Genomic DNA, 25046 nt, shown 5'->3' on the forward strand with positions numbered 1-25046 from the left:
CGGCGGTGGTGCGAGGGCTCATGCCGGGCCGAAGGTCTCCCGGAGCCCGTCGAGGTTCGACCGGGTGGTCTCCCACAGGAGCTTCTGCGCGCCGTGCACGTCCGCCACCGCGGCGGCGTGGTCGTCGAGGAGCGCCGCCGCCCGTTCCACGAGCCGGGAGCCGAGCTCCCGGTCGTGCACGGACAGCCCCCACTCCCCGCGCCCGATGTCGGACAGGAAGTAGGCGAGCTTCGGGTGGGAGACGAGGCTGAGGATCGGGGTGCCGCAGCCGAACGGGATCATTCCCGCGTGCCCGCGCATCCCGATCACCAGCCGCGACCGGCGGTACAGCTCGCGGATCCCGTCGTTCGTCATGTCGTACAGCTGCTCCACGGGCAGCGCGACGCCGTGCTCCCGGCGCAGGTCGTGCACGAACTTCTCGTCGGCGGGCATGTGGGCCGCGTACCGTACGTCGGCCCTGTCCCGCAGGGTCTTCAGCGCGCGGGCCAGTTGGGCGAGGAAGTGGCCGTAGTCGTGCCCGAAGCGCAGCCCCGCGCGGTCGTACGCGCAGTTGACCAGGACGGTGTCGTCCCGCTCCACCGGGTCGAGCCAGCCGGGGACGAGGTACCGGGCCACCGTGGTCGGGCAGGGCTGGTAGCGCACCCGGTCGCGCAGCTCCTCGGGCAGCAGCTCGCGGACCCGGTCGATCGAGCCGTGGTTGCGCAGCCCGAAGAACGCCGACCGCTCGACGAGGACCCGCAGGCTCTCGGCGAACCGGCCGCGGCGGTAGAGCTGCCCGTCGAACACGTTGTAACCGACCGCGAACACCGCCAGCGGCGCGGTCAGCCGGGCCAGCACGCCGTCCGGGACGTTCCACTGCCAGTGGCTGTTGCCGTTGGGGGAGGTGTCCGGCAGGAAGAGCCCGCCGCCGCCCACGACCACCCCGCGCCGCGCGTTCAGCTCCTCCAGCGACGCCTCGTCGACCAGCCGGTGCACCGGCTGCTGGTACCAGCGGCGCGGGCCGGTGTCGGTGCCGAAGCACAGGCGCACGGCCTCGGGCAGGACCTTGTCGCCCGCGTTCTCCTGGCCCTCGGCGAACAGCGCCACGTGCGCCAGCTGCTCCGCCGCGGGCAGCGGCTCCGCCTCCGGGGCCTTCGCGCGGGTGCGGACGTACCAGGCGTGGCACCCGGCGTCGGTGGGGTCGGCCTCCAGCCCGTCGCGGGCGTAGGCGTGCGCGTCCGCCTCCCGACCGCACAGCCACGCCAGCCGGGCGAGCTGGGCGAAGGCGCGCGGAGCGACGTCGGGCGAGGCCGCCGCCAGGAGCAGGTGCGCCTCGGCCTCGTCGTAGCGGGACAGCGCCATCAGGCAGACGCCGAGCGTCTCCTGGCAGCGCGGCGCGTCCAGCCGGTCGCCGACGACCGGGGCGAGGACGTCGACGGCCTCGTCGTAGCGGCCCTGCCTGCGGTACACGTCGGCGACCGTACGGGCGAGGCCGAGCGAGGGGCGGGCCCGGAGCAGGGGCGGCGCGAGGTGCGCCAGGAGGTCGGGGTGCTTCTCGCCGGGCAGGGCGCAGTAGGCGGCCCGGAACTCCTCGTCGTCCATCTCGAAGCGGCGCCGGGCCTCGGTGGCCGGACCGTACCCGGGCTCGTCGAACGGGCCGGTGAAGTGCAGGACGGCGACCTGCGGGGGCACCAGGGCGTCGTCGTACAGCCGGCGGGTGAGGAAGTCGTACCGCGCGTCGAGCGGAGCCAGGATCCCCTCGGGCACCGGATCCGGGCCGGCCGCCGCCGCGCCGTCCACGTCGGCGCGCTGCACGACCAGCAGCCCGTCCGGCAGGACCGCACGCCGCTCCCGGCCCTCCCCGTCGCAGAGCAGCTGCGGTACGGCGCCGACCCCGTGCCGCATCCGCAGCAGTTCGCCGATGTCGCCCAGCACGACCATGGCCGGGGCGAACGCGACCACGGTGTCGTAGCCCTCCAGCCGGAAGACGTCACCACGGCCGTCCGCCCGGCGCGTCACCACGCGCGGGTGCAGCCGGCGCAGCACGTCGAAGGAGGAGTCCGGCAGCCCGGGGTGCAGCACCACGAAGTCCTCGCACACGCCCGGATTGGTGAGCGCCAGGCTGCGCAGCAGCGTGGGCAGGGCGGACAGGCCGTCGGTGCCGGTGTGGACGGCGAAGGCGATCCGGCGTCTGCCGGTGACGGTGCTCCGGTCGTCCGCGGAGGAGGCGGAGGCGTGGGTCATCGCAGGGCGATCCTCATCTTGCTGTCGTCGACGTGCGTCGCGCGGTCCATGACCCACTCGGCCTCGTCCGGCCGCAGCCGGCCGGGCTTGTCGAAGCCGATGAGGTCCAGGCGAGGGCTGACGTCCAGGAAGTCCAGCAACCGCAGGACGGTGAAGGCGGTGGTGGCCCCCGGGCCCCAGCTGTCCTCACCCAGCAGCGCCGGGTCGCTCAGCGGCCGGCGCAGGGAGGCGTCACCGATGTGCTCCTGCGCCCCGGCCACGAGCCGCTGCCGCGTGGCGCGCCGCCACGCGGCGGCAGGGTCGCCGAACACCAGCCGGATGCCGGCCGGCCGCGTCCAGGCGGGCCCGTCCCACGGGGCGTCGCCCCGCAGCGAGACGGCGTGCAGGCCGGTGCGCGCGCCGGTGCCCTCCGCGTGGAGACGGAAGGAGTCGCAGCGCACCACCAGGTCGTAGCGGTCGATCTCGGCGCCCAGCGTGCTCCCGGCGACCTCGGCGGCGTTCGACACCAGGCACACCGTCCGCCCCGCGATCAGGCCGCGCAGCCCGCCGACCCCGACCGGTGTGCTCCCGCCGAGCAGCGGGTCGGACAGCCCGGACCGCTCGACGAGCCGCCGGTGGGTGCCGTACAGCGCGAGCAGACGCCGTACGGCCGGGTCGCCCGTGCCGTGCTCGGCCACCCGCGCCCGCACGTGGGCGTCGAACTCCGGTGCCGCGACCGCGGTGGGCTTCCCGGACAGGTCGCGCAGCACGGCGCCGGAGCCGGGGAACAGCGCGGCGGCCTCCTCCAGGCACTCCTTCCGGCGCCGCAGCGTGTCGATCCTGCGGGAGACCTCCTCGGCCGCCTCGCCGTCCAGCAGCGCGAGGTGGCGTTCGTAGCACTCCAGCGCCTCGTCGCCGCGGCCGAGCCCGTCCAGCGCCCGGCCGCGCAGCCGCCACGCGCCCCGGGACCGCTGCCGGATCCCGGTCGACGCCTCGGCGATGTCCAGGGCCAGGGCGAGTCCGTCGTCCCCACCGGTCTCCAGCGCGCGCTCGCCGACCTTGAGCAGGGCGTCGAAGGGATCGGCCGACGGGGTGTCGAGCGAGCGGGTGAGGACGCCGATCGCCTGGATGAGGCGGGTGTCCCGGGCGGTGGGGCGGCCGTCCCGCGACGCGAGGTACTCACCGCACAGGCGCAGGCTCCGGGCGTACTGATCCCGCCTGGCGGCCTCCTTCTGCCGTGCCGTGAACAATCCCGCCAGGGGGTTCGTCATGCCTCCACCGTCCTCCGATCGGAGGCCGAATGTGCCCCAGTACGGAGGGTCGGCGGTGGCTTCCGGGTGGACACGGGGTGAACAGTCCCCCTCGAACAGTCGGCCCGGCGTCGGGGGCCCCTCAACGCCGCACGGCCTTCTTCAGCGTCCGCGCCCGCCGCACCACCCGGCGCGCGGTGGTGCTGCGGGGCAGGAACGCCAGCCGTTTCGGAATGCCGCCGGGAAGCCCCAGCGAGGTGAGCCGCTTGCGCTTGAACCAGTGCCGGGTGCGCGGGCCGAAGTGCCGTGCGAGATAACGCTCGGCGACCGGACGCAGGGACGGGTGGATCTGCGGCTGCATGGTGAAGCCGAGCGCGGTGACCAGGTCGTCCAGCTCGTCGGCGGGCAGGGCGCTCCCGCCGCCGGGCTCCAGGGCCGGCAGCAGCGCGTCGGCCAGGACCGCCGGGACGCGGTTCCCGTTCTGGTAGGGCGTCAGCCGCTCCAGGGCCCGCTCGGTACCGGTGCGGGCCACCGGCAGGCCGTAGAGCGCGGACGCCGTGAACAGCGCGGTCGAGAAGCAGCCGACGACCAGCGCGGGCCGGGACCTCTCGAACAGCACCTCGGCGGGTACGGGGGTGTCGACGACGGTGAGGTCCACCCCGAGCCGCTCCGCCTCGGCGGCCAGCGCGCGGCCGTGGTGGACCGGCGCGAGGGGGTGCGGCTTGAACACGACGGCGCGGTGGCCGCGTTCGACCGCCCCCCGCATCATCCGCACGTGCAGGTCGTCCTCCTCCCCGGGGGAGAGGACGCCGAGCCCGGACAGGTACTGGCCGACCAGCAGCGCCGCGTCGTCCGGCAGTTCGGGCAGCACGCCGGCCGCCCCGGACAGTTCACCGACCGCCCGCCGGAAGGCGTCCGCCGGCACCATCCGCGCCGGCACGTCGAACTCGGTGAGCAGCATCGGCGTGAGGCCCGGCACCAGGTCCAGGTGGAGCACCTGCCGCACCCGCGTGCCCACGAGCGGGTCGAGCTTGGCGCGGGTGGGACCGTAGCTCATCAGCCCGTCGGCGTAGACGTGGACCGGGGCCCCGGTGAACAGCTGGGCCACCGCGAGGGCGGGGGGAACCGCGACGGACTCCAGGACCAGTTCCACACGGTCGTCGCCGAGCCCCCACAGCCGCCGCAGATGCCGCTCCAGGAGCGGGACGTCGGCGGGGCGCGGCGTCCAGGCCCCGGGGTGGAAGGGAGCGATGGCCTCGTTCCAGGAGAGCACGTCGTCGAAGTGGTCGCGCAGCGGCGCGAAGCCCGGCATCTCGTCCAGGGCCGGCGCGCCCTCCGGGACCGCGGCGTTGCCGCACACCAGCAGCACCCGCCGCTCCGCGTCCGCGAAGCAGCCGGACTCGATCGCGGCCGCCAGCGTGGCCAGGCCGTACAGCGACGAGGCGCAGAAGATCTGGGTGGTACGGGACATCACGCGGCCCCCTTCCCCGCGCCGGTCCGGCGCCGCAGCCGCCGCAGCCGGGCGGAACGATCCATGTCCATGGCCCCCAGCACCTCTCCGAGCAGGTCCTGCGGCAGCCGGTCGAGCGCCGCCGCGCTCATCGCCCGCAGCCGCCTGGCCACGGCCGGTTCGAACTTGTCCTCCTCGGCCAGATGATGGGCCATGATCGCGCAGTACTGCCGCACCGCCTTGGGCAGCAGCCGGTCGGCGTCCCGGTCCGCCGCCGTCTCCTCGACGATCTGGTCGAAGGCGCGGATGAAGTCGAGCTGGCGGACGTCGCCGATCCGGGTGAGGGAGGAGGCGACCCCGCGCCGGTAGAACACACCCAGCAGGCCGACCACGGCGAACGACTCCGCCTCCCGGTGCAGCTTCCAGGTCCACGGCCGGTCCTCGGCCGTGTGCAGCCCCTCGGTGAAGTGCAGCAGCCCCCGCTCCAGCAGCCGCCGGTGGTAGGCGCCGGCCCAGACGGACACGTAGTCCACCGCGGTCGTCCGGCCCGCGGGCAGGATCGCGTCCCGCGGGTTCAGCACCTCGTCGCGCAGGCCGACCGGGACCCGCTGCACCGACCGGGCCCGGCCGGTCACCCGCACGTGGTCGGTGCGGACGAAGTCGCAGCCCAGCCCCTCGACGGCCGCCACCAGCTCGGGCAGGTACCCCGGAGCGAACCAGTCGTCGCCGTCCAGGAAGGCCAGGTACTCGCCCCGCGCCGCGTCCAGCCCGGTGTTGCGCGCGGTGGCGATCCCGGCATTCTTGTCATGGCGGATGTAGCGCACCTGGGCGACCTTGGAGAGGTCCTCGGCCGCACGCTCGAGGATCGCCGGGGTCTCGTCCTCGGAATGGTCGTCGACCAGAACGAACTCGAAATCCGGCCGGGCGTTCGCACGAAGACTCCGCACGGTGTCGGGGGCGTATTGCCGCACGTTGCAGAACGGGACGATCACGGAAAGCTTTGGCACCCGCGGAACACTAGGAGGCCCGCCCGGCCGGACGACTTTCCGGTAGCCGTCCAGGGGGTGAACTCCATGTGTCCGTACGGTGCATCGCGCCTACGTACCGCGCTCCCACGAGCTGGTTCGGCTCTCGGTGGGGTGTTGTTAACTTCTCGTTGATTCACGGTTGGGGCATACCTAGATTTCGCTTCCTAGCGTCTTCGGCGTGCCAGCAAGTGCAACGAAGCCCCTCAGGGTCGCGGTCCTCGCGGATTCCGACACCCGGTGGAAATGGGGCGCGCTCACCGCGAACCGCGTCGCGCCGTCGGAGCCCGGAGACCCGGGAGCCGCGGCCGGTCAGGACATCCGCCTGGACGGATACCTCCTGCGGGGCCGCGCCACCCCCACCGCCCGCCAGCTCGGCGAGGTCGGCGTCCGCGCGGACTCGCTCCGCGAGGTCACCGCCGTCGAGTTCCTGCGCGCGATGCGCGAGGAGCCGTACGACATCCTCGTGCTCGCCCTGGTCGGCGGCGGCGTGCAGGCCATGCTGCACGGACTCAAGCGGGTCTGGGAGGACCGGCCGCGGCGGCCCGTCGTCGTCACCGGATACGTCGGCGTCGTCTACGAGAAGCTCGCCGACGGCCTCCTGCTGCGCCACGGCGCCGACCTGGTGCTCGCCAACTCCCGCCAGGACGCGGACCGTTTCCGCGCCGTGTACGAGGGAGTGGGCGCCGACGCCTCCTCGGTGACGGAGGTCGCGCTGCCGTTCCTCGGCGGGGCCGCCTACGAGGGCGAACACGATCCCTACACGGTCGTCTTCGCCGCCCAGCCCTCCGTCCCGGAGAGCCGCAAGGACCGTACGTACCTGCTGAACCGGCTGGTGGAGCACGCCCGCCGGCACCCCGGGCGCGAGGTGCTGCTGAAGCTGCGCTCCAAGCCCGGCGAACACACCACGCACATCGAGGAACTGCCCTACCAGAAGCTCGCCCAGCGGCTGGACCTCCCCGCCAACTTCCGCCTGGTCTACGGGCACATGGGCGAGGTCCTCGACCGGACCGACCTGCTCGTCACCGTCAGCTCCACGGCCGCCCTGGAGTCGCTGCACCGCCGCATCCCGACCGTGGTCCTCACCGACCTCGGCATCCGGGAGTCCCTCGGCAACCACCACTTCCTCGGCTCCGGCTGCCTCGCCTCCTGGGACCAGCTCGACGACGGACACCGCCCGGTGCCCGACGCGGAGTGGGTCGCCCGGCAGGGGGTCGCGTCGGACGGCTCGTACGGGACGGCCTTCGACGCGGCCCGCGCGCGCATCGCCAAGCTGCTCGACCGCCCCGGCGGACTGCCGCCCCTCACCCCGTACTACACGCCCGTCACCGCGCCCGGCTACCTGCCCGGCATCCTCGCCCGCCACCACCTCGGCCCGGACGGCGCCCCGTTGCCCGGCGCCCCCGCCGCCGACAAGGAGCCCGGACCGGTCCGGCAGATCGTGCGCCGCGCGGCGCGCGGCGCCTACCGGCACGGCGTGCAGCGCGTGGCCCCGGTGATCCGCCGGATGGGGGAGCTGTGACCGGCCCGACCCCTGCTCAAGGAGCTGATCCCATGTCCCACCCGCCGACGGTGCGCCGTGTGCTCGCCGTGATCCCCGCGCGCGGCGGCTCCAAGGGCGTCCCCGCGAAGAACCTCGCCCCCGTCGGCGGGATCCCGCTGGTGGCGCGCGCCGTGCGCGAGTGCCGGGCCGCGCGGTACGTCACGGACGTCGTCGTCTCCACCGACGACCAGGCCATAGCGGCCGCCGCCCGGCAGGCCGGCGCCGAGGTCGTGCTGCGGCCCGCCGCCATCGCCGGCGACACCGCCACCTCCGAGGCCGCCGTCCTGCACGCGATGGACACCCACGAGGCCCTCCACGGCGCCCCCGTGGACGTCGTCCTGCTCGTGCAGTGCACCAGCCCCTTCCTGCTCCGCGAGGACGTCGACGGGGTGGCCGGCGCGGTCGTCGACCAGGGCGCCGACACCGCGGTGACCGTCGCCCCCTTCCACGGCTTCATCTGGCGGGACGCGGCGGACGGGACCCCCGGCGCCCCGGCCGCCGCCGGAGGCCACGGCGTCAACCACGACAAGTCCTTCCGCCCCCGCCGCCAGGACCGCCCCCAGGACCTCCTGGAGACCGGCGCCGCCTACGCCATGGACGCGGCCGGCTTCCGCGAGCACAAGCACCGGTTCTTCGGCCGCACCGAACTCGTGCGCACCGACCCGGCCCGCGTCCTGGAGATCGACGACCCGCACGACCTCGCCCGGGCCCGCGCCCTCGCCCCGCTCTTCGACGGGGACCGGCCCGGCGCCCTCCCGACCGCCGACGACATCGACGCGGTCGTCCTCGACTTCGACGGCACCCAGACCGACGACAGGGTGCTGATCGACTCCGACGGACGGGAGTTCGTCTCCGTGCACCGCGGGGACGGACTCGGCATCGCGGCCCTGCGCCGCAGCGGCCTGAAGCTGCTGATCCTGTCCACGGAACAGAACCCGGTCGTCGCCGCCCGCGCACGCAAGCTCAAGCTCCCCGTGCTGCACGGCATCGACCGCAAGGACCTCGCGCTCAAGCAGTGGTGCGAGGAACAGGGCATCGCGCCCGAGCGCGTGCTCTACGTCGGCAACGACGTCAATGACCTCCCGTGCTTCGCCCTCGTCGGCTGGCCCGTGGCGGTCGCGAGCGCCCACGACGTCGTACGCGGCGCCGCACGCGCGGTCACCACCCTCCCCGGCGGCGACGGCGCGATCCGAGAGATCGCCGGCTGGATCCTCGGTCCCTCTCTCGATTCCCTCCCCAAGTAAGGAAACCCCGGACATGAGCACCAACTCCCGCATCCGCACCCTCGGTTCCCGCGAGGCCGGCCCCGGCCGCCCCGTGTACGTCACCGGTGAGATCGGCATCAACCACAACGGTGACCTCGAGAACGCCTTCAAGCTGATCGACGCCGCCGCCGAGGCCGGCTGCGACGCGGTCAAGTTCCAGAAGCGCACCCCCGAGATCTGCACCCCGCGCGACCAGTGGGACATCGAGCGCGACACCCCCTGGGGCCGGATGACGTACATCGACTACCGCCACCGCGTGGAGTTCGGCGAGGACGAGTACCGCCGGATCGACGAGTACTGCAAGGAGAAGGGGATCGACTGGTTCGCCTCCCCGTGGGACACCGAGGCCGTCGCCTTCCTGGAGAAGTTCGACGTCCCCGCCCACAAGGTGGCCTCCGCCTCCCTCACCGACGACGAGCTGCTGCGCGCCCTGCGCGCCACCGGCCGCACGATCATCCTCTCCACCGGCATGTCCACCCCGAAGCAGATCCGCCACGCGGTCGAGGTCCTGGGCAGCGACAACATCCTGCTCTGCCACGCCACCTCCACCTACCCGGCGAAGGCCGAGGAGCTGAACCTGCGGGTCATCAACACCCTCCAGCAGGAGTACCCGAACGTCCCGATCGGCTACTCCGGCCACGAGACCGGCCTGCAGACCACCCTCGCCGCCGTCGCCCTCGGCGCCGTCTTCGTCGAGCGCCACATCACCCTCGACCGCGCCATGTGGGGCTCCGACCAGGCCGCCTCCGTCGAGCCGCAGGGCCTGCAGCGCCTGGTCCGCGACATCCGCACCATCGAGGCCTCCCTCGGCGACGGCGTCAAGAAGGTCTACGACTCCGAGCTCGGCCCGATGAAGAAGCTGCGCCGCGTCAGCGGCGTGGTCGCCGAGGCGGAGATCGCGGCGGCGGCGGGCGAACCGCTGTCGGTCTGAGCGGACCGCACCCCCACCCCTACGACGACGGGAATGGTCGTACGTCGATGAGCCCCCGCGCCGGCCGGCCCGGCCCCCACACTCTCGCCTTCGTCGAGAGCCCGGTACAGCTGCTCAACGTGCTGGAGTGGGCGCACACGCGTGCGCCCGGCGTGGGGCTCACCCTCGTGGTGCTGTCCCCGGTCGACCCGATGACCCGGGGCCAGCTGCGCCGCATGGCGGAGCTGGCCCGCGAGGAGGGCCACGAGGTCCGCTGGGAGGAGGCGCGGGGAGGAGCCGGCGCACCGTTCCAGACGGTCGGCGGTCTGACCGCCCCGCTCCGCCGGGCCACCCGCGTCGTCCTGGGCGACCCCTTCTCCCGCTACGTCCAGCTGCTGCTGACGATCACCCGCGCCCGCGAGGTCGTCGTCGTCGACGACGGCACCGCGACCATGGAGTTCGTCGGCCAGCTGGCCCGGGGCGAACGCCTGGTGCGCTGGCACCGCAAGGGCGGCCGCCCGGGCCCCCGCGAACTCGTCCTCGCCCCCGTGTCCGCCGCCGCCCGGCGCCGGCTCACCCCCGGGGGGAAGCGCACGGTGGAGGTCTTCACCTCCATGCCCATGGAGGACGTCCCGCCCGGGGTCACCGTCAGCCCCCACACCTTCGCCTGGACCCGGGACCGCTTCGGCCCGCCCACCGTCACCCGGGGCGCCGACCTGGTCGGCACCTCCCTGGTGGAGACCGGCGTGGTGGACGCCGACGCCTACCTGGAGGCCGTGAGCGCCCTGGTCGCCACGCACGGCGCCAAGCGCTACTTCGCCCACCGCCGCGAGAGCACGGAGAAACTCCACCGGCTCGCCGTCGGGACCGGACTGGAGATCGTCCGCCCGGAGCTGCCGCTGGAGCTCGTCGCCCGCCGCGGCCCCATCGGCCGTACGATCGTCAGCTTCCCCTCCACGGTCGTCCACACCCTGCCCCTCGCCCTCGCCGGCACCGGCGTCCGCGTCGCGGTGTGCGACATAGACCCCGCCTGGCTGACCAAGAACGCCTCCCCCCGCGCCCAGGGCTTCCTGGCCAACGTCACGGACACGGCCAGGTCAGCCCACCACCTGCGGACGGCGCCGGCGGTGTGAGTCCCGGCTGCCGGAACTCAGGGCGTGGGAGGTGGGCGCTGCCCTAGACTGGCGGCGTGACCGCAGCGTTCGACTACGAGGACATGCACCACCTGGTGGACCGGCTCACGCCGTCCCAGGTGCGGCGTCTACGTCTGCTCGTCACCCAGGACGAGGAACTGTCACAGGCCGCCGAGGCGCTCCCGCCGCGTCCCGACGAGGAACAGCCGGTGCCGGACGGGCTGCTGGCCTTGATCGGCGCGGTCAGCGGGCCGAAGGACCTGGCCGAACGGCATGACGACCACATCCGGGAACGCATGCGCGAGCGGTTCGGCGACCAGATGTGAACGCCACTGTTCTCGACACGGGCCCGCTCGCCGCAGCCCTCAACGCCGGCGACCGTCGCCACTCGGAATGTGCCTCCCTGCTGGTCTCGATCACCGGACGCCGCCTGCTGCCCAGTCCGGTCCTGACCGAAGTGTGCTGGCTGCTGGAACGCTGGCCCAAAGTGGAGGCCGCGTTCCTCTCCGAGGTCGCCAAGGGGACCTTCGAACTGGTCCATCTGACTCCCACGGACCTGGAACGGATGAGCGAGCTCGTTCTGCGGTACGCGGATTTCCCCCTCGGAGGCGTCGACGCCTCGGTGATCGCCGTTGCCGAACGCTTCGGTGTGGAGCGCGTCGCGACGCTCGACCGCAGGCACTTCGGCGTGGTGCGCCCCACGCATATCCCGGCCTTCACACTGCTGCCCTGACGGCGGTGGGCCCCGCGGATCCACCGGCCGCCGCCGAACCGCGCTCCGGCATCCGCCGAATGAACCGACCCGCGTGCCTTGGGCCGAGCGTGGTAACCGTGAGGAGTGGACGGGTGCCGGAACCGTGGCCGGGACTGTGATCGGCCTCATGGACCGGCAGGCCAACGGCCTATACCCTCGCAAAAAGGCGGTGAGTGTACCCACCTCAATACACAACTATGCGTAGGGCAGCCGGATTTTCTCCCCCCAACAGATTGATTTTTCTTGATCGGGGGTCAGTGGACGGCTCCGGCACCCTACTCTTCAAAGGGTGAAACCACTGATGTCACTGGAGTCCGAGATCGATCTCCCCGGGGGAGCGGTGCTCCCCGGCGCGCTGCCCGAGGCCCTGCGCGCCGAACTCGTGGCCTTCCGGCGCGACCTGCACATGCATCCGGAGCTCGGTCACCAGGAGTTCCGCACCACCGCGGCGATCAAGGAGCGCCTCGAGCAGGCCGGTTTGCAGCCGCGCGTCCTCTCCGGCGGCACCGGCCTGATCTGTGACATCGGAACCGACGGCGAGGCCGGCACGGACTCGGCGATGCTCGCCCTGCGCGCCGACATCGACGGCCTGCCCATCCCCGACATGAAGGCCTCCTGCCCCTACCGCTCCACCGTGCCCGACCGGGCCCACGCCTGCGGCCACGACGTGCACACCACCGTCGTGCTCGGCACCGGCCTGGTCCTCGCCGAACTGCACCGCCAGGGCCTGCTGCCGCGCCCCGTGCGGCTGATCTTCCAGCCCGCCGAGGAGGTGCTGCCCGGCGGAGCGGCCGAGGTCATCGAGGACGGCGGCCTCGACGGCATCGGCCGGATCCTCGCCGTGCACTGCGACCCCCGCGTCGACGCCGGGAAGATCGGCCTGCGCGAGGGGCCCATCACCTCCGCCTGCGACCGGCTGGAGATCGCCCTCGACGGCCCCGGCGGCCACACCGCCCGCCCGCATCTGACCACCGACCTGGTCACCGCCGCCGCGCGGGTCGTCACCGACGTGCCCGCCCTGGTCGGCCGGCGCGTCGACAGCCGCAGCGGACTCGCCCTGACCTGGGGCCGGGTCGAGTCGGGCCACGCGCCCAACGTCATCCCGCAGCACGCCGAGCTGTCCGGCACCGTGCGCTGCCTGGACCTGGAGACCTGGCGGCAGGCCCCCGACATCGTGGTCGCCGCCATCGACGAGGTGGCCAACCTGCACCGCGCCAAGTCGGAGATCACCTACGTGCGCGGCGTCCCGCCGGTCGTCAACGAGGCCGGCGCCACCGAGCTGCTGCGCGACGCCATGATCGCGCGACGCGGGGCGGAGTCCGTCGAGGGCACCGAGCAGAGCCTCGGCGGCGAGGACTTCTCCTGGTACCTGGAGCGCGTCCCCGGTGCCATGGCCCGCCTCGGCGTCCGCCCCCCGGGCGAGCGCACCGTGCGCGACCTGCACCAGGGCGACTTCGACGTCGACGAGCACGCCATCACCGTCGGCGTGGAACTCTTCACCGGCGCCGCCCTCCTGGACGCCCTGCGCTGACATCCAGCCCTTCCGGCGCTTGAGGAGCGGGAGTCCGGGGGCAGCGCCCCCGGGGACGGGAAGGGGCGGCGGGGGCGAAAACCCCCGGCCGACCCCCACCCCACCCGCCCCGTCCACCCCACCACTCCCCACCGTCACCTCTCCCGCCCACCCCGCTTGCGCGCCCCGCGCACCAGAGGCAGCGTGGGGCGCGTGCACCCGCGCGCCCCGCACCGACCGCCCGGTTCGGCCCCGTACGACCCCCTGGTTCACAGGGACGTAACCGGCCACCGGCACGAATGGATAACGGCCCCGCTCGATCCCGTTCCCAGGAGTGTCTACGCGCGTTAATGTGCGCCGAACCGAGCACCCGCTGCGGGGCTTTGGAGAATGGGGACTTCAGATGCGTCGGATATCCAAACTGACCCGCGTCGCGGTGGGGGTCGCCTCGCTCGCACTCGCCGCCACCGCCTGCGGCGGCACCAGCAGTGAGAACGGCGACAGCGGCGGCTCCAAGGAAGACCTCGGTCTCGCCATCGCCTACGACATCGGGGGCAAGGGCGACCAGTCCTTCAACGACGCCGCCTTCGCCGGTCTCACCAAGGCCAAGGACGAGTTCGGTTACAAGACCGCCGACGTCGAGCCCACCGAGGGCGAGACCGACGCGGACAAGGAGCAGCGTCTGGCCTCGCTGGCCCGCCAGGGCTACAACCCGATCATCGGCGTCGGCTACGCCTACGGCACCGCGATGAAGGCCGTCGCCGCGAAGTACCCGAAGACCACCTTCGGCATCGTCGACTCCGTCGTCGAGGGCGACAACGTCGCCTCCCTCGTCTTCGCCGAGGAGCAGGCCTCCTACCTCGCCGGCGTCGCAGCCGCCAAGGCCACCAAGACGAAGACGGTCGGCTTCGTGGGCGGTGTGGACATCCCGCTGATCCACAAGTTCCAGGCCGGCTACGAGCAGGGCGTCAAGGACACCGACCCCAAGGTCAAGGTGATCCCGCAGTACCTGACGCAGACCGCGGAGGAGGGCGGCTTCTCCAGCCCCGACAAGGGCAAGGCCGCCGCCGAGGGCCAGATCGAGAAGAACGCCGACGTCGTCTACCAGGCGGCCGGTCTCTCCGGCCAGGGCGTCATCGAGGCCGCCGCCAAGGCGAAGGTCTGGGCGATCGGCGTCGACTCCGACCAGTACCGGCAGGAAGCCCTCGCGGCGTACAAGGACTACATCCTCACCTCCGCCCTGAAGGACGTCGGCGGCGCGGTGTACACCCTGGCCAAGTCGGTCGAGGACGACAAGCCGCTGACCGGCACCCAGGTCTTCGACCTCGAGGTGAACGGCGTCGGCCTCTCCGAGAGCAACCCGAAGATGGCCGAGGTCCCCGGCCTGACGGACGCCGTGGCCAAGGCCAAGGAAGGCATCATCGACGGCTCCATCAAGGTGGAGACCGAGCAGTAGGAACGACGGCGACCCCGTACGGAGCGGGCGGGCACCCAGGGTGCCCGCCCGCTCCGCCGTTCCCGCCCCCGCTCACCCCCGCCTTCCTTCACCCCCGTCCCTCCTTCACCCCCGCCTCGCTCACCCACAGCCACCCCGCGTTCGCGCCCGGCGACGCCCTGGCCACCGCTCGGCGTTGCGTAGGCCACGGCCGCATAACAAGGTGGACAGAAGGGGTTTTCAGGCAGGTCTACGCGCGTTAATCTGCGGCAAAGCCAGCGCCGCAGCTGAACACGTCCCGGCGCTTGTACGACTAGGAGCACCACACATGCGCCGGATTTCCCGGATCACGGTCGCAGGCGCAGCGACCGCCTCCCTGGCCCTCGCCCTCTCCGCCTGCGGCGGCACCTCCACCTCCTCGAACTCCTCGGAGTCGAAGGGCGACAAGGGCCTCGCCATCGCCTACGACGTCGGCGGCAAGGGCGACCAGTCCTTCAACGACGCCGCGTACGCGGGCCTGGAGCAGGCGAAGAAGGAGTTCGGCTACGAGACGGCCGACGTCGAGCCCACCGACGGCGAGACGGACGCCGACAAGGAGCAGCGCCTGGTCTCGCTGGCGAAGCAGGGCTACAACCCGGTCGTCGGTGTCGGCTACGCGTACGCCGCCGCCGTCAAGGGCGCCGCGGAGAAGTACCCGGACACCACCTTCGGCATCGTCGACGACGCCACGGTCGAGGCGAAGAACGTCGCCGACCTGGTCTTCTCCGAGGAGGAGGCCTCCTACCTGGCCGGTGTCGCCGCGGCCAAGAGCACTGAGACGAACACGGTCGGCTTCGTGGGCGGCGTGGACATCCCGCTGATCCACAAGTTCCGCGCGGGCTTCGAGCAGGGCGTCAAGGACACCGACCCCAAGGTCAAGGTCATCTCGCAGTTCCTGACGCAGACCGCGGAGGAGGGCGGCTTCTCCAGCCCCGACAAGGGCAAGAGCGCCGCCGAGGGCCAGATCGAGAAGAAGGCCGACGTCGTCTACGCGGCCGCCGGCCTGTCCGGCCAGGGCGTCATCGAGGCCGCCGCCGCCAACAAGGTGTGGGCGATCGGCGTCGACTCCGACCAGTACCTGCAGGAAGCCCTCGCCAAGTACAAGGACTCGATCCTCACCTCGGCGATGAAGGACGTCGCCAAGGCGGTGTACAACCTGGCGAAGTCGGTCGAGGACGGCAAGCCCACGACCGGTATCGTCAAGGGCGATCTGAAGACGGGTGAGGTGAGCCTGTCGAACTCCAACCCGAAGTTCGCGGACGACGCCGAGCTCCAGAAAGCCATCGAGACGGCCAAGGAGAAGATCATCAGCGGCGAGATCAAGGTCAAGTCGAGCTGAGACACCCCCTGAACGACCCCGGGGTCGCGTCCGCTCGACGGGGTACGAGGAGCACGGCTCCTCGTACCCCGTCGGTCGAGTGCGCCACCCCTTTGCATGCCGTAGGGGCGCTACGCGCGTAGACGGCCCCCGTCCCCAGGAGAGTGCGCCATCAACGCGTCCAGCAGCCCTCCGGCCGGAGCGGCGGTCAACGATTCGGTGACCGCCGTCGAACTCGCCGGGATCACCAAGCGCTTCCCGGGTGTCGTGGCCAACCACGACATCCACCTCACCGTCCGCAAGGGCACCGTCCACGCCCTCGTCGGTGAGAACGGCGCCGGCAAGTCGACCCTGATGAAGATCCTCTACGGCATGCAGAAGCCGGACGAGGGCACCATCGCGATCCACGGCGAACAGGTGAGCTTCTCCTCGCCCGCCGACGCCATCGTCCGCGGCATCGGCATGGTGCACCAGCACTTCATGCTCGCCGACAACCTCACCGTCCTCGAGAACGTCGTCCTCGGCAGCGAGAAGCTCCACGGCATCGGCGCCAAGGCCCGCCGCAGGATCAAGGAGCTCTCCGACCGCTACGGCCTCGGCGTGCGCCCCGACGTCCTGGTCGAGGAGCTCGGCGTCGCCGCCCGCCAGCGCGTGGAGATCCTCAAGGTCCTCTACCGCGGCGCCACCACCCTGATCCTCGACGAGCCCACCGCCGTCCTCGTGCCGCAGGAGGTCGACGCCCTCTTCGACAACCTGCGCGAGCTGAAGGCCGAGGGCCTGTCGGTCATCTTCATCTCCCACAAGCTGGGCGAGGTCCTCTCCGTCGCCGACGACATCACCGTCATCCGCCGCGGCACCACGGTCGGCACGGCCGTCCCCGCCGAGACGACCCCGCGCCAGCTCGCCGAGCTGATGGTCGGCAGCGAGCTGCCCACCCCCGAGACGGCCGAGTCCACCGTGACCGACCGCCCCGTCCTCACCGTCGACAAGCTGCGCCTGGTGGCCCCCGGCGGCAAGGCCCTGCTCGACGACATCAGCTTCACCATCCACGCGGGCGAGGTCCTGGGCATCGCCGGCGTCGAGGGCAACGGCCAGACCGAGCTGGTCGACGCGCTCATCGGCCTGAAGCACGCCGACTCCGGCGTCATCCGGCTGGCCGACGAGGAGATCACCTCCTGGGCCACCCGCAAGCGCCGCGAGCAGGGCATCGGCTACATCCCCGAGGACCGCCACCGCCACGGCCTGCTCCTGGAGTCCCCCCTCTGGGAGAACCGCATCCTCGGCCACGTCACCGAGAAGCCCAACGCCAAGGGCGTCTGGCTGGACCCGAAGGCCGCGCAGGAGGACACCCGCCGGATCGTGACGGAGTACGACGTCCGCACCCCCGGCATCGACGTCACCGCGGCCTCCCTGTCCGGCGGCAACCAGCAGAAGCTGATCGTCGGCCGTGAGATGAGCCACAAGCCGCGCTTCCTGATCGCCGCCCACCCCACCCGCGGTGTGGACGTCGGCGCGCAGGCCGCCATCTGGGACCACATCCGCGAGGCCCGCCGCGAGGGCCTGGCCGTGCTGCTGATCTCCGCCGACCTGGACGAGTTGATCGGCCTGTCCGACACCCTCCGGGTGATCTACGACGGCAAGCTGGTCGCGGACGCCGATCCGGCCACCATCACCCCGGAGGAACTCGGCACCGCCATGACCGGCGCCGCCTCCGGACACCTGGAGCACGAGGAGACCCCGGCCGACGGCGGCCGGGGTGCGGAAGACGAGGCCCGCTGATGAAGAAGTTCGACAAGGAGCGCGTGCTCCTCGCGGTGGCCGGGCCGGTCATCGCGCTCGCCGTGGCCTTCGTGCTCAGCGCGATCGTCCTGATCGCCTCCGGCAAGAACCCGGTCGAACCGTTCGCCCTGATGTTCGAGCAGGCCGGTTTCTCCGACATCCAGGTCCTGATCGTCAACCAGGCCTCGATGTACTACATCGCCGCCCTCGCGGTCGCCATCGGCTTCCGCATGAACCTGTTCAACATCGGCGTCGACGGCCAGTACCAGCTCGCCGCCATGATGGCCGCCGTCGTCGGCGCCCACATGAACCTGCCGGCCGCGCTGCAGATCCCGCTGCTGCTCCTGACCGCCGTGTTCACCGGCGCCTTCTGGTCCGGCATCGCCGGTGTCCTCAAGGTCACCCGCGGGGTCAGCGAGGTGGTCGCCACGATCATGCTCAACGCGATCGCCACCTCCGTCATCGGCTACCTGTGGCTGCCCACCGTCTTCGGCGTCAAGGTCGGCAACAACAACACCACCGGCGAGATGCACGAGTCCGGCTGGATCCCCGGCATCGACATGGGCGAGGCCGGCGAGATCTACGGCCTGGTCGTCCTCGCCGTCCTGCTCGGCATCGGCTACTGGGTCACGCTCAACCGCACCCGCTTCGGCTTCGACCTGCGCGCCTCCGGCGCCTCCGAGTCCGCCGCCGCGGCCAGCGGCGTCAGCCCCAAGCGCATGGTCCTCACCGCCATGCTGCTCTCCGGCGCCATCGCCGGACTCGCGGGCCTGCCCATCCTGATGGGCGACACCCACACCTACAGCCTCAACTTCCCCACCGGCATCGGCTTCCTCGGCATCGGCATCGCCCTCCTCGGCCGCAACAGCCCGGTCGGCATCGCCTTCGCCGCCCTGCTGTGGGCCTGGCTCGACAAGGCCTCGCCCGAGCTGGACTTCCACGGCTACGACAAGGAGATCGCGGTCATCATGCAGGGCCTGATCGTCCTCTCGGTCGTCGTCTCCTACGAGGCCGTCCGCGAGTGGGGCCTGCGCCGCCAGCAGCGCCGGGTCGGCGCGGAGCTCGCCGCAGGGCACGTCCTGGGCGCCGACAACAACACCACGAAGGAGGTGGCCGGCCGATGACCGCTCCGACCACAGCGACCGACGTCAACCAGCCGTCGCTGGAACACGCCCCGCCGACCGGCCGCCGCATGTCGTGGCCCGTCCTGCTCCTGGTCATCGCCGGAGCCCTGGCACTGGTCTCGGTCGTCCGCATCATCACCGGCGCGGACGGCATCACCAACGTCAGCCAGATGTCCACCGCCCTCCAGCTCGCCGTCCCGATCGGCCTCGCCGGTCTCGGCGGCCTCTGGGCCGAGCGCGCGGGCGTGGTCAACATCGGCCTCGAGGGCATGCTGATCCTCGGCACCTGGTTCGGCGCCTGGGCCGGATTCCAGTGGGGCCCGTGGACCGGTGTCCTCGTCGGCATCCTCGGCGGCTGCCTCGGCGGCCTGCTGCACGCGATCGTCACCGTCACCTTCAACGTCAACCACATCGTCTCCGGTGTGGCCCTCAACATCCTCGCCCTCGGCGCCACCCGCTACCTCGCCCCGCTCGCCTTCGAGGGCCACCAGGGCGGCTCCGCCAAGCAGTCCCCGGCGGTCGACTCCCTCGGCCACTTCACCGTGCCGGGACTGTCCGACGGGCTGAGCGACCTCAACGACAAGGGCTGGTTCTTCGTCTCCGACGTCGCGGGACTGCTCGGCGGACTGGTCACCGACGTCTCCTGGCTGACCCTGATCGCCGTCGCGCTCATCCCCGCCACCTGGTGGATCCTGTGGCGCACGGCCTTCGGCCTCCGCCTGCGCTCCTGCGGCGAGAACCCGATCGCCGCCGAGTCCCTCGGCGTCAACGTCTACAAGTACAAGTACCTCGCCGTGATCATCTCCGGCGGCCTGGCCGGCCTCGGCGGCGTCTTCCTGTCCATCGTCGCCAACCCCTTCTACCTGGAGGGCCAGACCTCGGGCCGCGGCTACATCGGCCTCGCCGCGATGATCTTCGGCAACTGGATGCCGGGCGGCCTCGCCATCGGCGCCGGCCTCTTCGGCTACACCGACAGCCTCAACCTGCGCGGCGGCTCCGCCAACGTGCACGCCCTGCTGCTGCTCGGCGCGCTGCTGCTGCTCATCGGCGCGATCTGGCTGGCCGTCCGCAGGAAGTACGTCCACGCGGTGATCACCCTGGTCGTCGGCGCCCTCGTCTTCGCCTGGTACGCCGGCACCAACGAGGTCCCCAACCAGGTCGTCGCCGCCACGCCGTACGTCATCACCCTCGTCGTCCTGGCCCTCTCCGCCCAGCGGCTGCGCATGCCGAAGGCGGACGGCATGCCGTACCGGAAGGGGCAGGGCAAGTGACCGCCACCGGGGCCACCACGGCCGACGTCGACTGGGAGGCGCTGCGCGCCGTGGCGCGGGACGCCATGTCCCACGCCTACGCCCCCTACTCGGGCTACCCGGTCGGCGTAGCGGCCCTGGTCGACGACGGACGCACGGTCTCCGGCTGCAACGTCGAGAACGCCTCGTACGGGCTCGGGCTGTGCGCCGAGTGCGGACTGGTCTCCGAGCTCCAGCGCACCGGGGGCGGCCGGCTCACGCACTTCACCTGCGTGGACGGCGACGGCGAGATCCTCGTCCCGTGCGGCCGCTGCCGCCAGCTGCTGTACGAGTTCGGCGGCCCCGGTCTGCTCCTTCAGACCCCGGCGGGCATCCTGCCGCTGTCGGAGATGCTGCCCCAGGCCTTCGGCCCGCAGCACCTCACCAAGTAACTCCCGTGCGGCCCCTCCGAGCGGCTGTCGACACCCGTCGATACCGTCGACCGGAGGGGCCGCACCCTTCGCACCTCCGGAAGGAACGCCAGCCATGGCCATGGACGCCATCTCCGTCATCCGCACCAAGCGGGACCGCGGCGAACTCAGCGACGAGCAGATCGACTGGGTGATCGACGCGTACACCCGCGGGGAGGTGGCCGACGAGCAGATGTCGGCCCTCGCCATGGCGATCCTCCTCAACGGCATGAACCGGAGCGAGATCGCCCGCTGGACGGCCGCGATGATCGCCTCCGGCGAGCGCATGGACTTCTCCTCGCTCTCCCGCCCCACCGCCGACAAGCACTCCACCGGCGGCGTCGGCGACAAGATCACCCTCCCGCTGGCCCCGCTGGTCGCCGCCTGCGGCGCGGCCGTCCCCCAGCTGTCCGGCCGCGGCCTCGGCCACACCGGCGGCACGCTCGACAAGCTGGAGTCGATCCCCGGCTGGCGCGCGCTGCTCTCCAACGAGGAGATGCTGTCGGTGCTGGACGGCACCGGCGCGGTGATCTGCGCGGCGGGCGACGGACTGGCCCCGGCGGACAAGAAGCTGTACGCCCTCCGGGACGTCACGGGCACGGTCGAGGCGATCCCGCTCATCGCCTCCTCGATCATGTCGAAGAAGATCGCGGAGGGCACCGGCTCCCTGGTCCTCGACGTGAAGGTCGGCACCGGCGCCTTCATGAAGACGATCGACGACGCCCGCGAACTGGCCCGCACCATGGTCGGCCTGGGCACCGACTCCGGCGTGAAGACGGTCGCCCTCCTCACCGACATGTCCACCCCGCTCGGCCTGACCGCCGGCAACGCCCTCGAGGTCCGCGAGTCGGTCGAGGTCCTGGCGGGCGGCGGCCCCGCGGACGTCGTCGAACTGACCCTCGCCCTGGCCCGCGAGATGCTGGACGCCGCGGGCCTGCGCGACGCCGACCCGGCGAAGGCGCTGGCCGACGGCTCCGCGATGGACGTCTGGCGCCGCATGATCGCGGCCCAGGGCGGCGACCCGGACGCGGAGCTGCCGGTGGCCCGCGAGCAGCACGTGATCAAGGCCCCGTCCTCCGGTGTCCTGACCCGCCTGGACGCCTACGACATCGGCGTCGCCGCCTGGCGCCTCGGCGCGGGCCGCGCCCGCAAGGAGGACCCGGTGCAGGCGGGCGCGGGCGTCGAGATGCACGCCAAGCCCGGCGACACGGTGACGGAGGGCCAGCCCCTCCTCACCCTCCACACGGACACCCCGGACCGCTTCGACTACGCGCTCCAGTCGATCGAGGGTTCCTACGACATCGCGGCCCCCGGAACGGACTTCGAGGCCACGCCGGTCGTGCTGGAACGTATCGCCTGACCTGGAGTTTCCTCATTCGACTGAACGGGACCGGTGGACCCCCACCGGTCCCGTTCCGCGTGTTCGATGCCCTCATGGACGTGTGCGACGGCGACTACATCAAGGCCGACAACGAGTGGGACGAACTCCGCTGGCTCCGGGAGCGGACGGACGCTCCCAAGGGCTGCCGGGTGGAGATCGTCGAAGGGCTCGTCACCGTGACACCACTCGCCAGGGTCCGCCACCACATCATCGCCGCACAGGTGCACCGGCGCCTCCACGAGGCGATCCCGGAGGACTGGGGCGCTCATCAGTGGTGGGACATCGCCGTGCCGGAGCGCCTCGGGCTCTACGTGCCCGACCTCGTGGTCGTGCGGGAGAACACCGGGGCACGGGTGACGGCGGCCTGTGCCCTGCGGCGGCAGCCGAACTCGTCGTGGAGATCACCTCGAAGGCCACCGCGAGCCGTGACCGGACGGTGAAGCCCGAGGGATGTGCCACGGGCGGTGTCCCGCTCTACCTGCTGATCGACGGCCTGGCACCGGGCGGGCCGGCCTTCACGCTCCACGGCGCACCGGAGAACGGCGTCTACCGCGTCCTCGACGCGGGTCCGTTCGGCGAGCCGATCAAGCTCCCCGCCCCCTTCGACCTCGTCATCGACACCAGCGAGTTCCCCGAGACCTGACTCACCCCAGCAACGCCGCCACCACCACCAGCACCGGCACCGACAGCACCGTCGACACCAGGATCGCCTCCCTGGCCAGTTTCTCGCCCACCCGGTAGCTGCTCGCGTAGGTGAAGAGGTTCTGGGCGGCCGGGAGGGCCGAGGTCACCACCACGTCCAGCAGGTGCGCGCCGCGCAGGCCGAAGACGCCCACCGCCAGCGCCCAGGCGGCCAGCGGCTGGCCCACCGCCTTCAGACCCACGGCGAGCAGGACCGCCCCGCGGTCACCGCCCCGCAGGGGCAGCGTGCTGCCGCGCAGCGAGATGCCGAAGGCGAGGAGCACGGCGGGGACCGCCATGTTGCCGATCAGGGTCACCGGGTCCCACACCGGCCCCGGTATCTCGACCCCGGCCGCCGACGCAGCCACCCCCGCCAGCGACCCCACCGCGATCGGGTTGCGCAACGGGGTCAGGAGCCGCCGCCACAGCGGCTGCTTCTCGCCCGCCGTCGACAGGTCGAGGATCGTCAGCGCGACCGGCGTGACCCCGACCAGCTGGAACAGCAGCACCGGCGCCACGAGCGAGGCGTCGCCCAGCACGTACACGGCGATCGGGATGCCCAGGTTGCCGGAGTTGACGTAACTGGAGCACAGGGCGCCGATGGTGGTGCGGCCGACGCCCCAGCGGCGTACGACACCCACCGCGACGAAGACGCCCGCCACCGCCGCCGTGCTCAGCGCGGTGACCAGCAGCCGGCTGGAGAAGACCACCGACAGGTCGGCCCGGGCGAGCGTGGTGAACAGCAGCGCGGGCGACGCCACATGGAACGCCAGCTTCGTCAGGACCTCGCGGCCCTGTGCGCCGAGATACCCCCGGCGGCCGATGACATAGCCGACGCCGATGACGACGGCGATCACCAGGAATCCGCTCAGCACCCCCTGCACGGCAGCTCCTCGCGCAGGCGAAGGGCACCGGACACCGCGGGCGGGGATGATCTATGGCGCATACACCCAACCCTCGGGGAGGGGCGTACCCAGGTCAATGTGATCCTTACGGCGCCGACCCCCGCGATGAGTTACGCGCCGCCGCCCGGTCTACCGATCGTGGACGCCATGACACCGCCCGTACTCGTGCTCAACGGCCCCCTCGTCCCGGACGAGGTGGGCGGGCCCTGCGACGCGCTGCGGGCGCTGATGGAGGGCGGCGGTGGCGGCCCGGGCAGGGTGGTCGTGTGCGACGTCGCCGGGCTGGGGCCGGCCGGTCTCACCGCCGTGAACCTGCTCGCACGGCTCCAGCTCACCGCCCGCCGGTCCGGCGGCCGGATACGGCTGCGTGACCCCTCCCCGGCGCTATGCGCTCTGCTCGACCTGGTCGGCCTCCGCTTCGAGATGGAGGGGCAGCCCGAACAGCGGGAACCACCGCTTGGCGTCGAGGAAACAGTGGAACCCGGTGATCCGGCCGTCTGACATCTCCAGCACCTGGACCGCCCAGGGCGTGAAACCGCCGGTCTCCGGGTCGGGCTTGTACTGCGCGAACCCCGGCAGCCCGTTGACCTCCACCGGCACCAGCCGCGAACCCGCACACGGGGCGCCCAGCGTCGTCATGAAGCCCGTGATGTCGTCGACGCCGGTCAGCCAGAGGTCGAACGGCGGCATCGTCATGAGGGCGTCCTCGTGCAGCAGCGCGGTCAGCGCCGACATGTCGTACCCCTCGAACGCCGCCACATAGCGCTCGAGCAGCTGCTGCTGCTCCTCGTCCAGCGGGTCGGACACCGACGCGTCGGCGCCCGGCTGCTGCCGCTCCGCCAGTGTCGCCCGGGCCCGCTGGAGCGCGCTGTTCACCGACGCGACCGACGTGCCCAGCAGCTCGGCGACCTCGCTCGCCTTCCAGGCCAGCACCTCCCGCAGGATGAGCACCGCCCGCTGCCTGGCCGGCAGCTGCTGCAGCGCGGCCATGAAGGCGAGCCGCACCGACTCCTTGGCGACCGCCGCCTCCGCCGGGTCGGCGGGCGTGGGCAGCACCCGGGAGTCGGGCATCGGCTCCAGCCACGTGCTGTCCGGGCGGGGCGACAGGGCGGCCTGCGCCAGCGGTGTGGACTCCGTCAGGTCCATCGGCCGGGCCCGCTTGTTGCCCGCCGCCAGCATGTCCAGGCAGACGTTGGTCGCGATGCGGTAGAGCCACGAGCGCAGGCTGGAGCGGCCCTCGAACTTGTCGAAGCTGCGCCAGGCGCGGATCATCGTGTCCTGCACCGCGTCCTCCGCCTCGAAGGAGGAGCCCAGCATCCGGTAGCAGTACCCGGTCAGTTCGACCCGGTGCGCCTCCAGCCTGGCGTCCAGGTCGGTCGTCGTCGCGGTGCCGTTCATCATCGTCCACCCACCCCATGTGGCTTCTCGTGGCGCACCATCGCACCCACCACTTCGGAAGCTACCGCAGCCCACTGACAACGGCCCGCCGGGTGAACGGACATGCAGGTCAGAGCTGTTGAAGCAGGAGTTTCTGCGCCCCCGCCGCCCCTTCCCGGCCCGTCCCCGGGGGCTGCGCCCCCGGACCCCCGCTTCGGCCCTGAACGGGCCTCGTCCTCAAACGCCGGACGGGCTGTTCTCAGCCC

Annotated in this window: 23 protein-coding genes; 17 read left to right on the forward strand and 6 right to left on the reverse strand. The window is 72.1% G+C overall.

Annotation, left to right across the window (positions count from 1 at the left end):
* Nucleotides 1–18: 18 nt before the first annotated feature.
* From AB0A94_RS02275 to AB0A94_RS02290, 4 genes are all read right to left on the reverse strand, one after another.
* Nucleotides 19–2223 carry a polysaccharide pyruvyl transferase family protein gene (locus AB0A94_RS02275; protein WP_361737442.1) on the reverse strand — a complete coding sequence of 735 codons (2205 nt, stop codon included), beginning with the start codon at nucleotides 2221–2223 and terminating at the stop codon, nucleotides 19–21.
* Nucleotides 2220–3473 carry a tetratricopeptide repeat protein gene (locus tag AB0A94_RS02280; RefSeq protein WP_361737445.1) on the reverse strand — a complete coding sequence of 418 codons (1254 nt, stop codon included), beginning with the start codon at nucleotides 3471–3473 and terminating at the stop codon, nucleotides 2220–2222. The genes AB0A94_RS02275 and AB0A94_RS02280 overlap by 4 nt, the downstream gene beginning before the upstream one ends.
* Before the next feature lie 121 nt (nucleotides 3474–3594).
* A complete protein-coding gene (locus tag AB0A94_RS02285; protein ID WP_361737448.1) occupies nucleotides 3595–4923 on the reverse strand; it encodes a polysialyltransferase family glycosyltransferase in 1329 nt (442 codons plus the stop codon).
* A complete protein-coding gene (locus AB0A94_RS02290) occupies nucleotides 4923–5909 on the reverse strand; it encodes a glycosyltransferase family 2 protein (RefSeq protein WP_361737451.1) in 987 nt (328 codons plus the stop codon). The genes AB0A94_RS02285 and AB0A94_RS02290 overlap by 1 nt, the downstream gene beginning before the upstream one ends.
* A 199-nt stretch (nucleotides 5910–6108) precedes the next feature.
* On the opposite strand from AB0A94_RS02290, the gene AB0A94_RS02295 reads away from it, so the two are divergent.
* From AB0A94_RS02295 to AB0A94_RS02370, 16 genes are all read left to right on the forward strand, one after another.
* Nucleotides 6109–7449, forward strand: a complete 1341-nt coding sequence (locus AB0A94_RS02295; RefSeq protein WP_361737454.1) for a DUF6716 putative glycosyltransferase — start codon at nucleotides 6109–6111, stop codon at nucleotides 7447–7449.
* Nucleotides 7450–7481: 32 nt separating this feature from the next.
* Nucleotides 7482–8714: an N-acylneuraminate cytidylyltransferase gene (locus AB0A94_RS02300; protein ID WP_361737457.1), complete on the forward strand. Its 1233-nt coding sequence runs from the start codon at nucleotides 7482–7484 to the stop codon at nucleotides 8712–8714.
* Nucleotides 8715–8727: 13 nt separating this feature from the next.
* Nucleotides 8728–9666, forward strand: a complete 939-nt coding sequence (locus AB0A94_RS02305; RefSeq protein WP_361737460.1) for an N-acetylneuraminate synthase family protein — start codon at nucleotides 8728–8730, stop codon at nucleotides 9664–9666.
* 47 nt (nucleotides 9667–9713) lie between these two features.
* Entirely contained in the window at nucleotides 9714–10778 is a 1065-nt protein-coding gene (locus AB0A94_RS02310) for a hypothetical protein (protein WP_361737463.1), read from the forward strand.
* Nucleotides 10779–10834: 56 nt separating this feature from the next.
* Nucleotides 10835–11104 (forward strand): hypothetical protein, encoded by a 270-nt coding sequence (locus AB0A94_RS02315; protein WP_361737466.1) that lies wholly within the window; start codon nucleotides 10835–10837, stop codon nucleotides 11102–11104.
* Nucleotides 11101–11511, forward strand: a complete 411-nt coding sequence (locus AB0A94_RS02320; RefSeq protein ID WP_361737469.1) for a PIN domain-containing protein — start codon at nucleotides 11101–11103, stop codon at nucleotides 11509–11511. Before AB0A94_RS02315 ends, AB0A94_RS02320 begins: the two co-directional genes overlap by 4 nt.
* Before the next feature lie 322 nt (nucleotides 11512–11833).
* Nucleotides 11834–13063: a M20 family metallopeptidase gene (locus AB0A94_RS02325; protein ID WP_361737472.1), complete on the forward strand. Its 1230-nt coding sequence runs from the start codon at nucleotides 11834–11836 to the stop codon at nucleotides 13061–13063.
* Nucleotides 13064–13445: 382 nt separating this feature from the next.
* On the forward strand, nucleotides 13446–14498 hold the full coding sequence (locus tag AB0A94_RS02330; protein WP_361737475.1) for a BMP family ABC transporter substrate-binding protein: 1053 nt from the start codon (nucleotides 13446–13448) through the stop codon (nucleotides 14496–14498).
* A 307-nt stretch (nucleotides 14499–14805) separates the two neighbouring features.
* Nucleotides 14806–15855 (forward strand): BMP family ABC transporter substrate-binding protein, encoded by a 1050-nt coding sequence (locus AB0A94_RS02335; protein ID WP_361737478.1) that lies wholly within the window; start codon nucleotides 14806–14808, stop codon nucleotides 15853–15855.
* Between the two features lie 198 nt (nucleotides 15856–16053).
* Nucleotides 16054–17613: an ABC transporter ATP-binding protein gene (locus tag AB0A94_RS02340; RefSeq protein WP_361737481.1), complete on the forward strand. Its 1560-nt coding sequence runs from the start codon at nucleotides 16054–16056 to the stop codon at nucleotides 17611–17613.
* Nucleotides 17613–18737: an ABC transporter permease gene (locus AB0A94_RS02345; RefSeq protein WP_361737484.1), complete on the forward strand. Its 1125-nt coding sequence runs from the start codon at nucleotides 17613–17615 to the stop codon at nucleotides 18735–18737. Before AB0A94_RS02340 ends, AB0A94_RS02345 begins: the two co-directional genes overlap by 1 nt.
* Nucleotides 18734–20008, forward strand: a complete 1275-nt coding sequence (locus tag AB0A94_RS02350) for an ABC transporter permease (RefSeq protein WP_361737487.1) — start codon at nucleotides 18734–18736, stop codon at nucleotides 20006–20008. Before AB0A94_RS02345 ends, AB0A94_RS02350 begins: the two co-directional genes overlap by 4 nt.
* A complete protein-coding gene (locus tag AB0A94_RS02355; protein WP_361737490.1) occupies nucleotides 20005–20418 on the forward strand; it encodes a cytidine deaminase in 414 nt (137 codons plus the stop codon). Before AB0A94_RS02350 ends, AB0A94_RS02355 begins: the two co-directional genes overlap by 4 nt.
* Before the next feature lie 100 nt (nucleotides 20419–20518).
* Nucleotides 20519–21796 (forward strand): thymidine phosphorylase, encoded by a 1278-nt coding sequence (locus AB0A94_RS02360; protein ID WP_361737567.1) that lies wholly within the window; start codon nucleotides 20519–20521, stop codon nucleotides 21794–21796.
* 74 nt (nucleotides 21797–21870) lie between these two features.
* On the forward strand, nucleotides 21871–22257 hold the full coding sequence (locus AB0A94_RS02365; protein WP_361737493.1) for a hypothetical protein: 387 nt from the start codon (nucleotides 21871–21873) through the stop codon (nucleotides 22255–22257).
* Nucleotides 22254–22460: a hypothetical protein gene (locus AB0A94_RS02370; RefSeq protein ID WP_361737496.1), complete on the forward strand. Its 207-nt coding sequence runs from the start codon at nucleotides 22254–22256 to the stop codon at nucleotides 22458–22460. The genes AB0A94_RS02365 and AB0A94_RS02370 overlap by 4 nt, the downstream gene beginning before the upstream one ends.
* 1 nt (nucleotide 22461) lies before the next feature.
* Here the strand turns inward: AB0A94_RS02370 and AB0A94_RS02375 are convergent, their stop codons facing one another.
* The gene (locus tag AB0A94_RS02375; protein WP_361737498.1) at nucleotides 22462–23382 is read right to left on the reverse strand and encodes an AEC family transporter; all 921 of its coding nucleotides are present in this window, start codon (nucleotides 23380–23382) and stop codon (nucleotides 22462–22464) included.
* 126 nt (nucleotides 23383–23508) lie between these two features.
* Here AB0A94_RS02375 and AB0A94_RS02380 point away from each other — a divergent pair, with 126 nt between their 5' ends.
* Entirely contained in the window at nucleotides 23509–23904 is a 396-nt protein-coding gene (locus AB0A94_RS02380) for an STAS domain-containing protein (RefSeq protein WP_361737570.1), read from the forward strand.
* Here AB0A94_RS02380 and AB0A94_RS02385 read toward each other — a convergent pair.
* The gene (locus AB0A94_RS02385; RefSeq protein ID WP_361737501.1) at nucleotides 23788–24804 is read right to left on the reverse strand and encodes a sigma-70 family RNA polymerase sigma factor; all 1017 of its coding nucleotides are present in this window, start codon (nucleotides 24802–24804) and stop codon (nucleotides 23788–23790) included. The genes AB0A94_RS02380 and AB0A94_RS02385 overlap by 117 nt on opposite strands.
* Between the last annotated feature and the right edge of the window lie 242 nt (nucleotides 24805–25046).

Source organism: Streptomyces sp. NPDC044984, assembly GCF_040646935.1.
GTDB lineage: Bacteria > Actinomycetota > Actinomycetes > Streptomycetales > Streptomycetaceae > Streptomyces.

Bases quoted from the DNA above. Each gene is read 5' to 3' on its own strand.
- AB0A94_RS02275 (WP_361737442.1), bottom strand. From the start codon at position 2,223: ATGACCCACGCCTCCGCCTCCTCCGCGGACGACCGGAGCACCGTCACC.
- AB0A94_RS02345 (WP_361737484.1), top strand. From the start codon at position 17,613: ATGAAGAAGTTCGACAAGGAGCGCGTGCTCCTCGCGGTGGCCGGGCCG.
- AB0A94_RS02305 (WP_361737460.1), top strand. From the start codon at position 8,728: ATGAGCACCAACTCCCGCATCCGCACCCTCGGTTCCCGCGAGGCCGGC.
- AB0A94_RS02350 (WP_361737487.1), top strand. From the start codon at position 18,734: ATGACCGCTCCGACCACAGCGACCGACGTCAACCAGCCGTCGCTGGAA.
- AB0A94_RS02285 (WP_361737448.1), bottom strand. From the start codon at position 4,923: ATGTCCCGTACCACCCAGATCTTCTGCGCCTCGTCGCTGTACGGCCTG.
- AB0A94_RS02310 (WP_361737463.1), top strand. From the start codon at position 9,714: ATGAGCCCCCGCGCCGGCCGGCCCGGCCCCCACACTCTCGCCTTCGTC.
- AB0A94_RS02330 (WP_361737475.1), top strand. From the start codon at position 13,446: ATGCGTCGGATATCCAAACTGACCCGCGTCGCGGTGGGGGTCGCCTCG.
- AB0A94_RS02325 (WP_361737472.1), top strand. From the start codon at position 11,834: ATGTCACTGGAGTCCGAGATCGATCTCCCCGGGGGAGCGGTGCTCCCC.
- AB0A94_RS02300 (WP_361737457.1), top strand. From the start codon at position 7,482: ATGTCCCACCCGCCGACGGTGCGCCGTGTGCTCGCCGTGATCCCCGCG.
- AB0A94_RS02360 (WP_361737567.1), top strand. From the start codon at position 20,519: ATGGACGCCATCTCCGTCATCCGCACCAAGCGGGACCGCGGCGAACTC.
- AB0A94_RS02385 (WP_361737501.1), bottom strand. From the start codon at position 24,804: ATGATGAACGGCACCGCGACGACGACCGACCTGGACGCCAGGCTGGAG.
- AB0A94_RS02335 (WP_361737478.1), top strand. From the start codon at position 14,806: ATGCGCCGGATTTCCCGGATCACGGTCGCAGGCGCAGCGACCGCCTCC.
- AB0A94_RS02380 (WP_361737570.1), top strand. From the start codon at position 23,509: ATGAGTTACGCGCCGCCGCCCGGTCTACCGATCGTGGACGCCATGACA.
- AB0A94_RS02365 (WP_361737493.1), top strand. From the start codon at position 21,871: ATGGACGTGTGCGACGGCGACTACATCAAGGCCGACAACGAGTGGGAC.
- AB0A94_RS02280 (WP_361737445.1), bottom strand. From the start codon at position 3,473: ATGACGAACCCCCTGGCGGGATTGTTCACGGCACGGCAGAAGGAGGCC.